Raw genomic sequence first — 12,254 nt, forward strand, 5'->3', positions numbered from 1 at the left:
GAGCCCTCCGGATCGCCCTCCGGCCGCTCCGCCGCCCGCCGCGGACGCCTCAGGGACGCCCGCCGCCGCAACGCGTCGGCCAGTCCTGCCGGGCGCCTCAGCCCCGCCCGTCGAGGCAGCGCGTCAGCCAGTCCGCCGCGGACGTGAACGCCTCGTCGACCGTGTCCGGCCGTACGTTCGCCCGCACCTGGTCGGCGCGCGGGTACGAGCCGAGGAAGCGCACCTCGCGGCAGACCCGCTTGAGCGCCATCAGCACCTCGCCCACACGGCGGTCCGTCAGGTGGCCCTCGCAGTCCACCGAGAAGCAGTAACGGCCGATGCCCTCACCGGTCGGCCGGGACTCGATGCGCATCATGCTGACGCCGCGGGCCGCGTACTCCTGGAGCAGCTCCAGCAGCGCACCGGGGTGGTCCTCACGCAGCCAGAGCACGACCGAGGTCTTGTCGGCGCCGGTCCGCGCGGCCGGCCGGGCCGGCCGGCCCACCAGGACGAAGCGGGTGGCCGCGTTCTGCGCGTCGTGGATCTCGGTGACCAGCGGTTCGAGGCCGTACGTCGCGGCCGCGAACTCGCCCGCGAAAGCGCCGTCGTAGCGGCCCTCCTGGACCAGGCGCGCGCCATCGGCGTTCGAGGCCGCCGACTCCCACACCGCCTCGGGCAGGTGCTCCGCGAGCCACTTGCGCACCTGCGGCTGGGCGACCGGGTGCCCGGTGACCGTCTTGATGTCGGAGAGCTGGGTGCCGGGCCGTACGAGCAGGGCGAACGCGATCGGCAGCAGCACCTCGCGGTAGATCATCAGCGGTTCGCCGGCGGCCAGTTCGTCCAGCGTGGTGGTCACTCCGCCCTCGACCGAGTTCTCGATCGGCACCAGCGCGGCCGCTGCCTCACCGGCCCGTACCGCGTCCAGCGCGGCCGGCACGGACACCATCGGGACCAGCTCACGGGTGGCGGACTCCGGCAGCGTCCGCAGGGCCGCCTCCGTGAACGTTCCTTCGGGCCCCAGGTAGGTGTAGCGGCTGACCGACATGTCCCTCTGACTCCCTCACGCTCCGGTGGGGACCGCCTTACCGATCACCCGCTCGCCACGTTACCCGCCCCACCGTCCGGCCCGGCAGGGAAGCCGGAAACCACACACGGCCTGCGCGGCGCATCCGGCATCCGTCCGCCCCGTCACCCCTCCAGCAACGGCTGTCCCACGTACCCGCCCGCCACCGCGGCCGGCGGCACGGCGAACAGCCCGCTCGCCTCGTGCCGCAGGAAGGGCGACAGCGCGTCCCCGCGGTCCAGCTTGCGCTGGATCGGGACGAAGGAGCGCAGCGGGTCGGCCTGCCAGCAGATGAACAGCAACCCGGCGTCCGGGGCCCCGTCGTCGCGGAACCCGTCGTGGTACGAGAACGGCCGCCGCAGCATGGCCGCGCCCTGGTTGGACTCCGGCGCCGCGATCCGCGCGTGCGCGTCGGCGGGGATGACCGGCAGGCCGTCCGGGGCGTTCTTGTCCAGGTCCATCCTGGTGTGCTCGTCGCCGCCGGTCAGCGGCGCGCCGTCGGCCTTGCGGCGGCCTATGACCTTCTCCTGCTTGGCGAGCGGCTGCTTCTCCCAGTCGTCCAGCAGCATCCGGATACGGCGGACGACCGCGTACGAGCCGCCGCGCATCCAGGCGTACGGACCGCTGCCCGCGTCCCGGCCCACGAAGATCCGCTCGTCGAAGTCGGCGTCGGTGGGCTTGGGGTTGTTGGTGCCGTCCACCTGGCCCATCAGGTTGCGGGTGGTCATCGGGCTCGCGGTGGCGCCCGGGGTGCGGTTGAAGCCGTTCATCTGCCACCGCAGCCGTGCGGTGTCCCCGGCCTCCTTCTGGAGGGCGCGCAGCGCGTGGAAGGCGACCAGCGCGTCGTCGGAGCCGATCTGGATCCACAGGTCGCCGTTGCTGCGCCCGGCGTCCAGCACGTCCGAGGAGAAGTCCGGCAGCGGTTCGAGCTGCACCGGGCGGCGCGCGGTCAGCTGCGTACGGTCGAAGAAGGTGCGGCCGAAGCCGAAGGTGACGGTCAGCGAGGACGGACCCGCGTCCAGCGCGACCCCGGTGTCGGAGGCCGGAGTACGCCCGGCCATCAGCTCCTCGGCCGTACGGGACCAGCGGCGCAGCAGCGCGGCGGCCTCCTTGCGCCCCGCGCCCGGCGCGAGGTCGAAGGCGACGAGGTGACCGCGCGCCTGGAGCGGCGTGGTGATGCCGGCCTGCTGCTTGGCGTGTTCGTCGCGGAAGGCGACCGAGGCCGAGCCGACGCTGTTCAGCGCGGCGGGCGGGGTGTCCCGGGCGGCGGTGACACCGATCGCGCCGCCCGCGGCACCGACGACGAGACCTGCCGCGCCCGCGGCGCCGACGGTGCCCAGGAGGCGCCGGCGGGACAGTTCGAGGGTCTCGGGCTCGGTGCGGTCGGGCCCCGTGCCGGTACCGGCACCGGAACTGGAGGACCCGGAGGACCCGGAGGAAGAAGCGGTGGTCGTCATCAGTTGATCTTCACGTTCCTGGTTTCGGTGACCTGGTCGATGTCGGAGGTCCGTACGACCAGGGAGAGCTGCCACTGTCCGGGCACCGGCAACTGGACGTCGCGCGCGCTCCAGTGTCCCTCGCTGACGTGGTCGAGGGTGACCGGCAGCGGCCCGAGGTCCTTCTCCTTCAAGGTGAAGGACATCTTCACCTCGGGGACGTCCCGCGTCCGGCCGTCCGGGTCGGCGATCCGCAGGTGCAGGGCGTTGGCACTGCCGCTGCGGCCGGGGTCCAGATCGACGCGCGCGGTGCCCTTGCCGCGCGGGCCGCCGGTGTCGAACGGGATGTTCAGCACCTGCGGCTGGTTGGCGTCGGCCGACTGCGCGGCCCCGCCGACCGCCTTCACGGCCTCCTCCGTACGCGCCGGTTCGGTGGAGGTGAGCACGGTGGTGACGGCCAGCACCAGCACGGCGACCGTCGCCTCGGCGAGCACCGAGCGGCGCAGCCCGGAACGCTCCGGGTCGGCGTCGCGGATGCGCTTCGTACGGGCGGCGGCCAGCGCGGCGCGCTGCCGGGCGAGTTGCGCGGCCCGCTCGGGGGCGAGGCCGTCGGCCGCGATGCCGGGGGCGGCCGGGGCGCCGGGGGCGGGCGGGGCGCCGGGGGCGGGCGGGGTGTCCGGCGTCGCCGTACTCGCTGCGTGCGCCGTCGTCTCCGTACGGGCCGCCACGCTCTCCAGTACGGCGGTGGCTTCCGCCTCCGGCGCCGGTCTCTCGCTCAGCCGCGCCGTCCAGCGCCGCGAGAACCAGGCGACGCCGACGAGGACGGCCACCAGCACCACCTTGGCCAGCAGCAGCTTGCCGTACGAGGTGTCGGTCAGCGCCCGCCACGTGCCGACCTGCCGCCACGACTGGTACACACCGGTCGCCACCACCACCAGGACGGAACCGAACGCCAGCCGCGAGAAACGCCGGACGGCGGAACGGGGCACGGACGGGCCCCGGGAGAGGGAGACCAGCAGCGCGGTCAGGCCGCCGAGCCAGGTGGCGACGGCCAGCAGGTGCAGGACGTCCACGGGCATGGCGACGGCGGTCTGCAGGCCGGTCGAGGCGTGCTCGGCCATGGCCCAGGTCGCGGCCAGCCCCACGGCGACGACGGCCCCGCCGAGGCAGAGCCCGAAGGCGAGGTCCTTGCGGCGTTTGGATTCGGGCTCGGGGGCGGTTCCGGATTCGGCACCGGGTTCGGCACCGGCCCCGAACCCGACCCCGCCTCCGGTTTCCGTTCCGGCTCCGCCTCCGGTCTCCGATCCGGCTGCGGCACCAACGGAGTCTGGGGCGTCTGGGACGCCTGAGGCGTCCGGGGTGCCCGTCACGCCGTCCCCCGCGCCCCCCGCTTCCGTACGCCCCCCGTCCCGCTGCGCGCGGGCGTACGCGCCGAAGAGGACGGCCACGAACAGGGCCGCGGCGGCGAGCAGCAGCAAGCGGGAGACCAGTGCGGCTCCCGGCTTGGTCTCCAGCACCTGGCGCAGCCCGCCCAGGTCGAAGATGTCGGCGAGGTCGCCGGACGTCGTGTACGGGGTGCGCAGCAGCAGCATCGCGATCGTCGCGGCGGTCAGCGCCGCCCAGCCGCGGGCGACCAGGCGCTGCACGGACCGTACGCGGGCGGCGGCCGGCCGGCAGAGCAGTACGAACGCCGCCCCGCCCACCAGGACGACGAAGCCCGCGTACGCGATGTAGCGGGCGATGCCGTACAGCGCGCCCACCACTCCGCCGCCGGCTTCCTGCTGCGGCAGCGGGGCGCTCGTCCTGGACGGCGCGCCCACGGAGAAGGTGAAGGCGCCGGAGACCGGGTGGCTGTCGGCGGAGACCGCCTGCCAGGCGACGGTGTACGTGCCGTCCGGGAGCCCCGGCGGCAGCCCGACACCGTACTTGACCGTCTCGCCGCTGCACAGGTCACGCAGCTTGCCGCGGTCCACCCGCTTGCCCTGCGGGTCCAGGACCCGCACCGAGTCGTCGCCCATCGCGACGCCCTCGGAGAAGGTGAGCGTGACCTGTTCGGGTGCGCTCTGCACCACCGACCCCTGCGCGGGAGTGCTGCCGGTCAGCGCGGCATGGGCGGAGGCCGGGGCGGCGCCGCCGAGGAGCGCGCCGAGCAGGGCGGCCGCGAGCACCAGGAGGCGCAGCGCGTACGACCGGCCGGCGCGCGGTGCGCCGGCCCGGCGTGCGCTCGGAGCGCGGGCGCCGGAGCCCGGTGCGCAGAGGACGGTGGTGGTCATGGCGAGGCGCTCCCTACTTCTTGGAGTCGTGCTGCGCGTGGTCGTCCATGGATCCTTCGTGCTTCGAGCCGTCACCCTTCGAGCCGTCGTGCGGTGCCGAACCGTGGCCCGCGGAGCCGTGGTCCATCGAACCGTGGTCCATGGCGCCGTGGTCCTTCCCGCTCCCGTCGCCGTTCTTCGCCCCGCCGTTCTTCGGGACGTAGGTCGCGGACTCGACCGGGACCTCGACCTTGATCGGTTCGGCGGTGGCGAAGTGCAGCTCCACGCTGACCCGCTGGCCCTCGGCCGGCTTCCTCTTCAGTCCCATGAACATCAGGTGGTTGCCGCCGCGGGCGAGCCGCAGCTCACCGTTGGCGGGTATGTCCAGGGACGTGACCTGCTCCATCTTGTTGTTCTTGGTGGTGTGGATGGTGACGTCGTCGCTCAGGTCGCTGGTGACGGAGGTGAGCTTGTCGGCCGTACCGCCGGAGTTCTTGATGACCATGAACGCGCCGGCCATGTCCTGGCCGACCGGCTGCGGCAGGTACGCCCCGGAGACCTTCAGCTCGGGTGCGCTGTCCCCGTCGCAGCCCGCGAGGGCGAATCCGGCGGTCAGGGCGAGTACGGCGGCGAGGGTGGTGCGGCGGTTCACGGGTTCTGTCCCTTGACGATCTTCGGAAGTGCCTTGGAGTAGTGGTCGACGCCGGCGTCCTGCATCCCCATCCAGTGGATCTTGTCGTCCTTGGGGGAGCTGAGCAGGACCTGCGCGCCGTGGGTGGAGACCACGTCGCCGTTCTTCTTCTTGACGGGCTTCTCGATGCCGATGTTCACGCTGCGCGCGCCGGCCTGGATGGTGTCGAAGGAGCCGGTCAGGCCGACGAACTTCTTGTTGATGCCGCCGAGCCACTTCTTGAGCGCGGCGGAGGTGTCCCGCTCGGGGTCCGAGGTGACGAAGACGACGCGCAGGTCGTCCTGTTCGGCCTTGGGCAGCTGCCGCATCGCCACGTCGATGTTGTTCATCGTCAGCGGGCAGACGTCCGGGCAGTGGGTGTAGCCGAAGTAGACCAGGGTCGGATGGCCCTTGGTCTGCTCGATCAGGTCGTACTTCTTGCCCTCGGTGTCCGTCAGGACCAGGTCCGGCTTCTCCATCGGCCGGTCGAGCGTGACGATCGGCTCGGAGCGGGTGCCGCCGGAGACGCTGGCGGCGGGCTTGCCGCTGTCGCCGCCGCTGTCGCAGGCGGCCAGGGTCAGGGCCGAGGCCAGCGCGATGCCGGCGGCGGTGAGGTTCCTCTTACGCATGTACGTGTGTCCCGTTTTCAGGAAGGGTGTGCCGGCCCGGCGCCCGGGAGGTCGGGCGCCGGGGGCGGGCACGGGGTCGGATCAGGCGCCGCGGCGCCGGCCGGCGAGCACGCCGAACGCGACACCGATGATGCCGACGACGATGCCCGCGCCGCCCAGGACGCGCGCCGTGGTGTCGCTGCCGTCCGCGGCGGCCTGCTGAGCGTCGCCCGCGTCGCCGCCGGCCTTCTTCGCGTCGGCCGTGCCGGAGCCGTGGCCGTCACCCGACGCGGGGGTCAGTTCGAGCACCGGCGCCGGGTTCTCCGGCTCGGGGCCGCCCTCCTTGGTCGGCTCGATCCACCGTACGACCTCGTCGTTGTCGTACGTCTGGAGGGCCTTGAAGACCAGTTTGTCGGCCTTGGGCAGCTGCCCGACGGAGACCGGGAACTGCTGGAACTGACCGGGTGCGATCTTGCCGCCGTCCGCGGTCCAGGTGATCTTCGAGACGGCCTCGGTGAGCTTCTTGCCGTGCGTTTCGAGCGGCTTGTCGAGCTTGGACTTGGTGACCTCCACCTTCCAGCCCGGGACCGGCTGCGGCATGGCGGACGCCAGCGGGTGGTCGGCCGGCAGGGTCACTTCGAGCTTCACGGTCGAGGCGTTGTCGCGCTCGTTGGGGACCTTGAAGTTGATCGTCGCGTAGCCGCCCTGCTCGGCCTTGCCCGGCTGCACGCTGACGTGCGCGAAGGCGGGGCCGGCGAGCAGCAGTACACCGCCCGCGGCGAGGCCGCCGAGGACGGGCAGGCGGCGGGCGAGCCGGCCGCGGCGGGCGGGACGGCCGGGGAGGCCGGGGTGGCTTGCGTCCGGGGCCTGTGCGGCGCTCGGTGACGCTGCGGCAGGGGAGGGTGACGGTACGGCGGTGGTCTCAGACATGGCGGAAATGCACTCCACAGGCAGGAGGAACGGGGAAGGAACGGCTGGCGCGCGTGCGGTGACGACGGCGCACGCCGCCTCCGCCCGTGCGCCGGGGCGTGCCCGGTCGTGCTGCGGGGAGTGCGGTGCGTGGTCGTCAGGCCGCGAGGGCCAGGGCGGGCGGGCCCCGCCTGACGACACTGTGCTGGAGCGCGAGTTCCTTCGGGCGGGCTTGGTCATCCCCGTACGAAAAACGCGCCACGGGGCGTGCGTCCGCCGTCAGGAGCCCGGCGCACAGGGCGCGTACGAGCGCGAGCGCGCCGCGCAGCGCGCCCACGAGTGCTTCCGCCACCACCGACGCCTCGCGCGCCGCGGGCGCCGAGAGCCGTACCAGCCGCCACAGGGCCGCCTCACCGCGGCGCAGCAGCCAGCCGGCGGCGAGCGCCGCGAGCAGGTGCGCAAGCAGCATCGGCAGCGAGGGCAGCAGCCCGTGCGCGGCCGTGGAGGCCGAAGCGGCCATGGCGGCCGGGTCCATGGCGTGCCCGGCACCGCCACCCGCCGATGCGGGGCCGCCCGGGCCGACGACCGAGGTGTCCAGGATGCGGCGCGCTTCGGCGCCGTCCAGCTGCCCGGCGCCGAGGCCGCAGGTGATGTGCCGTGCGAGGGAGATGGCCGCCTGGTCGGAGAGCCCGCCGCCGGCCGGTGCGCCGGCGGCCTCCGCGGGCGTGGCGGCCAGCGGTACGGCCGCCATGCGGTGCTGCCCCAGCGCGAAGACGGTGTGCAGCGCGAGCTGGCCGACGGCCAGTGCCACGGCGATGCCGGGCAGCGAGCGTTCCCGCCCGGCCAGCGGCGCCGCGACGGCGAACACCGCCGCGCAGCCCACGCCCAGCGTCCACAGCGGGACGGCGGCGCAGGACCCGATCATGTGCCCGGCCGCGGACAGCGCGACACAGACCGCGGTGAACACCGCGGCCCTCAGCAGCCGCAGGTCCGCGGCGGCGCGCTCTTCGGGGTCGGACGGGGCAGTCATGGCCGCGCCATCATCCCACTGCCCCCATGGCCCGCATACGGCAGGTCCGCCGCCCGGCACCCGCCGGATCGCGCCATTCCGGTCCGGGCAGGTCAGCGTGGGGCGTGCGGAGGTGCCCGGCGCGGGGGAGGGTGCGGGGAGGGCGGGCGGACGGGGGCGGCGCCGGAGCACTGACGCCGCGCGCCGGGGCGTACGCGGGCGCACGCATGTCCCCGATACACCGGCGGGCGGCAGGGGCGCATCCGCCGAATGAGCGGAGTCACGCCCGGGGCACGCTTACGGACCATGCGCCCCGGCAATACGTATCGGTATGTCGAGCCGCGACCAGGAGGCTGCAGCGATGAGCATCTGGTGGTCCCTGCATCTGCGGCGCGAGGCCGCGAGCGTGCCGCTCGCCCGGCGGCTCCTGCTGGGAACGATGGAGACGGCCGGGGTCGACCCGGATGTCTCCCACGACCTGTCCGTCGCCCTCTCCGAAGCGTGTGCGAACGCCGTCGAACACGGTGGTGACGCCGCTACGGAGGACTACCGGGTCACCGCCTTCATCAACGGCGACACCTGCCGTATCGAAGTCACCGACTCCGGTCCCGGGTTCCGGGAACGGGCCCGCAGGTCCAAGCGCCCCGGGCGGAGCGCGCTGCCCGATCACGCGCCGCCCCCACCCATGGCAGCCCCCGCCCCGGCCCAGGCCGAGCATGGACGGGGGCTCTTTCTGATCGAGGCCCTGACCGACCACGTCCGCTACCGTAACCGCACCGGGCGGCGCGGCGCGGTGGTCAGCTTCGACAAGATCCTGAAGTGGAAGGAGGAGGTGCCGCTGATGGCGTCGTGAACGGGTGCGGGCGCTGCACGACGGACCGGTCAGCGGGCCCGGATCACTGTTTCCCGTACTTCGCCACCGCCTGCGCGTACGCCACCCGGTGGTCGAGACCGTCACCCGGGACGCGGAAGCGTCCCCGCGCGGACTCGGTCATGACCACCCGGCCGAGGAGGCCGCCCGGCCGCTTCCAGGCCGTCCGCAGGGGGGAACCGACCTCGTCGGCGGGCATGTCGGAGAGGGCCAGACCGATCAGGTGGACAAGGACGAACGGCAGCATCACCAGCCACAGGAGCAGGGACGGCACGGTTCCCTCCCGTCCGCGCAGCACCTCCCCGCCGGGCAGGCGGATCTCGTACAGGGGCCGCCGCAGCTTCTTGCGTGGTGACAGACGGAGCTCGGCCAGGTGCTCGTGATCCGGAGCGAGCACGGCGAGGTGGCCGTCGCGCTTCCTCCGGACGACGATGGCGAGTGGCCTGGCACCGGCCGGGTCGGCGGCGAGGGTGAAGCGCGGCTCGCACCCCTCGGGAAGGGGACGGCCGTCGGGAGCGCCAGGGTGCACGTGGACGGGGGCGGCGCCCTGCGGGCGCAGTTCGTAGCGCTCGGCTTTGCGGTGGCGGGTGAAGGTGAGCGTCATGGAGTGTCCGGTCTCCCCTCTCGTCAGGTCGGGCCCCTAACTGAACACCGCGCGCACCGTCGAGCGAGTGGCGGGTGCGTCTTGGGACGCACGATCAGGGCACGATGCGCCAGAAGGCTTTGCGCATCAGTGAGAACCACCGAGCGCATCGGCAGAGGCGGGCCGCGGACTCGTAGACGCCCTGCAGGGGCGGGGGTGACACGCCCGAGGCCCGGGTGGCGGCGGCGAATGGCGGCGTACGTGCCGGTACCGACCTGCCGAAGAAGCATCCGGTACCGGCAGCAGGCCGACTGCCGTCCCGGTGCCGGATTGCGCGGTCCCGCAGGGGAAGGACGTCCCCCGCCGCGTCCCCGACTGCCGCGGGACCTACGCACACCCGGCCTAACGCGAAGCGACTCGCGTTAGCGTGTTCTGGACGATACGTGGCCTGAACCCGCACTGCAATACGGAGCCGCCGTGAGCACAGCGCAGCACCCTCCCGGAGCGTCCCGCCCGGGAGGACGTACCGCGCGTACCAGACAAGCCGTACTGGATGCGGTCCGCCAGGAACTGGGCGAGGGCGGATACGCCGCGCTCACCATGGAGGGGATCGCCCGGCGCTCCGGCGTCCACGTCGCGACGATCTACCGCCGCTGGCGCTCCGTCGAGGGGCTCGTCTGCGAGCTGATGGCCGACCTGAGTGGCGGGATCCCGCTCCCGGACACCGGAACGCTCCGCGGCGACCTGCGCGCGCTGTCCCGTTCGATCGCCGCCTTCTACAGGGAACCGCGGCACTACGGGCTGCTGGAGGCGATGGTGTCCGCGGCGGCCCGCCAGGCGGAGGCCGCCGACGTACTGCGGCAGTTCTTCCACCAGCGGCTGCGGCTGGCCGGCAGCATGGTGATCCGCGCCGAGCGCCGCGGTGAGCTGCCCGCAGGAGCCGACCCGGACGAGGTCGTGGCCGCCCTGGGCGCGCCCTTCTACTACCGGCTGCTGATCGCCCGCAGGCCCGTGGACCACCGGCTGGCCGACTGCGCCGCTGAGGCCGCCTGGGTGGCGGCACGGGACGGGGTCTTCGCACCCGCCGACGAGAACGCCGAAGGCGGCCGGCAGCTCCCGTAGGAGCCGTCGGCCGCCTCCTGGCGACTGGGATCAGGCGCGGTGCCCCGGTACCGCGGTGCCGCGGTGCCGCGGTGCGGAGCCTGGCTCAGGTTCGGCTCAGGGCCCGGCTGAGGTCCGGCTCAGGCCCGGCGCCCGGTCAGCTCCGCCATCCACGCCTCGACCTCGTCCGCGCGGCGCGGCAGTGCCGCGGAAAGGTTTCGGTTGCCGTCCTCGGTGACGAGGATGTCGTCCTCGATACGGACGCCGATGCCCCGGTACTCCTCAGGGACGGTCAGGTCGTCCGCCTGGAAGTACAGGCCGGGCTCGACGGTCAGCACCATGCCGGCCTCCAGCGTCCCGTTCACGTACGCCTCCGTACGGGCGGCGGCGCAGTCGTGGACGTCCAGGCCGAGCATGTGGCCGGTGCCGTGCAGGGTCCAGCGGCGCTGCAGCCCCAGCTCCAGCACCCGGTCCACCGGGCCCTCGACGAGGCCCCACTCGATCAGCTTCGCGGCGAGCACCCGCTGGGACGCGTCGTGGAAGTCGCGGAACGCGGCGCCCGGCTTGACCGCCGCGATGCCCGCCTCCTGCGCCTCGTACACCGCGTCGTAGATCTTGCGCTGGAGGTCGTTGTACGTACCGTCGATCGGCAGCGTACGGGTGACGTCGGCGGTGTAGAGGGTGGTGGTCTCGACGCCCGCGTCCAGCAGGAGCAGGTCGCCGGAGCGCACCTGGCCGTTGTTGCGGACCCAGTGCAGCGTGGTGGCGTGCGGCCCCGCGGCGCAGATCGAGCCGTAACCGACGGCATTGCCCTCGACGCGGGCGCGCAGGAAGAACGTTCCTTCGATGTAGCGCTCGCTGGTCGCCTCGGCCTTGTCCAGGACCTTCACGACGTCCTCGAAGCCGCGCACGGTCGAGTCGACCGCCTTCTGCAGCTCGCCGATCTCGAAGTCGTCCTTCACCAGGCGCGCCTCGGAGAGGTACACCCGCAGCTCTTCGTCGCGCTCGGCGGTGACCTTGTCGGCCAGCGCCGCCTCGATACCGGCGTCGTGGCCGCGTACGACACGGACCGGGCCGGTCGCCGCGCGCAGCGTGTCGGCCAGCTCGCGCACGTCCGCGCAGGCCACGCCCAGCAGCGTCGCGGCCTCGGTCAGGCTGTTGCGGCGGCCGACCCACAGCTCGCCCATGCCGTCCAGCCAGAACTCACCGTTCTCGCGGTCGGAGCGGGGCAGCCGGTAGACCGTCGCGTCGTGGCCCTCGCCGTTCTCGCGGGGCTCCAGGACGAGCACGCTGTCGTCGGTCTGGTCGCCCGTGAGGTAGACGAACTCGGTCGAGGCGCGGAAGTCGTACTCGGTGTCGTTGGAGCGGGTCTTCAGGTTGCCCGCCGGGATCACCAGGCGCTCACCGGGGAAGCGGCGGGACAGCGCCGCGCGCCGCCGGGCCGCGTGCGGGGCCTGCTCGATCGGCTCCAGGTCACGCAGCTCGGTGTCGGCCCAGCCCGACTTCATGTTCTCCGCAAGCTCGTCCGACACGCCCGGGTAAAGGCCGTTCTTGCGCTGCTTGATCGGCTGCTCGTCGTCGCCCGGGGTCTCCGGCGTGAGCTCGTCGGTCACTATGCCTCCTTGTAAGACTGCACCGCATTCCATCGTAAGTGCGGACGGAACAGGGTCCAGGGGCCCGAAGCGGTGAGGTATCAGACAGTCCGGGCGGAGGGCGGAGGGCGGAGGGCGGGGTGCGGGGGCGGGAGCGGGGGAGGTGGGGGCGCGGGGACGG

The 12,254-nt window shown here is 73.3% G+C and carries 10 protein-coding genes and 1 pseudogene; 2 read left to right on the forward strand and 9 right to left on the reverse strand.

Annotation, left to right across the window (positions count from 1 at the left end):
* Positions 1 to 97: 97 nt before the first annotated feature.
* From pheA to AB0L45_RS06885, 7 genes and pseudogenes are all read right to left on the reverse strand, one after another.
* Entirely contained in the window at positions 98 to 1,024 is a 927-nt protein-coding gene (gene pheA, locus AB0L45_RS06855) for a prephenate dehydratase (protein ID WP_365836878.1), read from the reverse strand.
* A gap of 143 nt (positions 1,025 to 1,167) precedes the next feature.
* Positions 1,168 to 2,499: an iron uptake transporter deferrochelatase/peroxidase subunit gene (efeB, locus tag AB0L45_RS06860; RefSeq protein ID WP_365836880.1), complete on the reverse strand. Its 1,332-nt coding sequence runs from the start codon at positions 2,497 to 2,499 to the stop codon at positions 1,168 to 1,170.
* Positions 2,499 to 4,751: a copper resistance protein CopC gene (locus AB0L45_RS06865; RefSeq protein ID WP_365836882.1), complete on the reverse strand. Its 2,253-nt coding sequence runs from the start codon at positions 4,749 to 4,751 to the stop codon at positions 2,499 to 2,501. The genes efeB and AB0L45_RS06865 overlap by 1 nt, the downstream gene beginning before the upstream one ends.
* Before the next feature lie 190 nt (positions 4,752 to 4,941).
* Positions 4,942 to 5,382 (reverse strand): annotated as a pseudogene (locus tag AB0L45_RS06870) (copper chaperone PCu(A)C); the annotation flags it as partial.
* On the reverse strand, positions 5,379 to 6,029 hold the full coding sequence (locus tag AB0L45_RS06875) for an SCO family protein (RefSeq protein ID WP_365836884.1): 651 nt from the start codon (positions 6,027 to 6,029) through the stop codon (positions 5,379 to 5,381). The gene AB0L45_RS06875 and the pseudogene AB0L45_RS06870, both read right to left, overlap by 4 nt.
* Positions 6,030 to 6,110: 81 nt before the next feature.
* The gene (locus tag AB0L45_RS06880) at positions 6,111 to 6,938 is read right to left on the reverse strand and encodes a YcnI family protein (RefSeq protein WP_365836886.1); all 828 of its coding nucleotides are present in this window, start codon (positions 6,936 to 6,938) and stop codon (positions 6,111 to 6,113) included.
* Positions 6,939 to 7,074: 136 nt separating this feature from the next.
* Complete coding sequence (locus AB0L45_RS06885; protein WP_365836888.1) at positions 7,075 to 7,947, reverse strand: hypothetical protein; 873 nt, start codon at positions 7,945 to 7,947, stop codon at positions 7,075 to 7,077.
* Positions 7,948 to 8,287: 340 nt separating this feature from the next.
* Here AB0L45_RS06885 and AB0L45_RS06890 point away from each other — a divergent pair, with 340 nt between their 5' ends.
* Positions 8,288 to 8,779, forward strand: a complete 492-nt coding sequence (locus tag AB0L45_RS06890) for an ATP-binding protein (RefSeq protein WP_365836890.1) — start codon at positions 8,288 to 8,290, stop codon at positions 8,777 to 8,779.
* 43 nt (positions 8,780 to 8,822) lie between these two features.
* Here AB0L45_RS06890 and AB0L45_RS06895 read toward each other — a convergent pair whose 3' ends face one another.
* On the reverse strand, positions 8,823 to 9,401 hold the full coding sequence (locus AB0L45_RS06895) for a hypothetical protein (RefSeq protein ID WP_365836892.1): 579 nt from the start codon (positions 9,399 to 9,401) through the stop codon (positions 8,823 to 8,825).
* Positions 9,402 to 9,857: 456 nt separating this feature from the next.
* Between AB0L45_RS06895 and AB0L45_RS06900 the strand changes: the two genes are divergently transcribed.
* Complete coding sequence (locus AB0L45_RS06900) at positions 9,858 to 10,502, forward strand: TetR/AcrR family transcriptional regulator (RefSeq protein WP_365836894.1); 645 nt, start codon at positions 9,858 to 9,860, stop codon at positions 10,500 to 10,502.
* 119 nt (positions 10,503 to 10,621) lie between these two features.
* Here the strand turns inward: AB0L45_RS06900 and AB0L45_RS06905 are convergent, their stop codons facing one another.
* Positions 10,622 to 12,094: an aminopeptidase P family protein gene (locus AB0L45_RS06905; protein ID WP_365836896.1), complete on the reverse strand. Its 1,473-nt coding sequence runs from the start codon at positions 12,092 to 12,094 to the stop codon at positions 10,622 to 10,624.
* Between the last annotated feature and the right edge of the window lie 160 nt (positions 12,095 to 12,254).

It is taken from the genome of Streptomyces sp. NPDC052496 (genome assembly GCF_040679095.1).
In the GTDB taxonomy this organism is placed as follows: Bacteria; Actinomycetota; Actinomycetes; order Streptomycetales; family Streptomycetaceae; genus Streptomyces.

Excerpts from the sequence above, each read along its gene's own strand:
- pheA (WP_365836878.1), bottom strand. The coding sequence starts at position 1,024 with ATGTCGGTCAGCCGCTACACCTACCTGGGGCCCGAAGGAACGTTCACG.
- efeB (WP_365836880.1), bottom strand. The coding sequence starts at position 2,499 with ATGACGACCACCGCTTCTTCCTCCGGGTCCTCCGGGTCCTCCAGTTCC.
- AB0L45_RS06865 (WP_365836882.1), bottom strand. The coding sequence starts at position 4,751 with ATGACCACCACCGTCCTCTGCGCACCGGGCTCCGGCGCCCGCGCTCCG.
- AB0L45_RS06875 (WP_365836884.1), bottom strand. The coding sequence starts at position 6,029 with ATGCGTAAGAGGAACCTCACCGCCGCCGGCATCGCGCTGGCCTCGGCC.
- AB0L45_RS06880 (WP_365836886.1), bottom strand. The coding sequence starts at position 6,938 with ATGTCTGAGACCACCGCCGTACCGTCACCCTCCCCTGCCGCAGCGTCA.
- AB0L45_RS06885 (WP_365836888.1), bottom strand. The coding sequence starts at position 7,947 with ATGACTGCCCCGTCCGACCCCGAAGAGCGCGCCGCCGCGGACCTGCGG.
- AB0L45_RS06890 (WP_365836890.1), top strand. The coding sequence starts at position 8,288 with ATGAGCATCTGGTGGTCCCTGCATCTGCGGCGCGAGGCCGCGAGCGTG.
- AB0L45_RS06895 (WP_365836892.1), bottom strand. The coding sequence starts at position 9,401 with ATGACGCTCACCTTCACCCGCCACCGCAAAGCCGAGCGCTACGAACTG.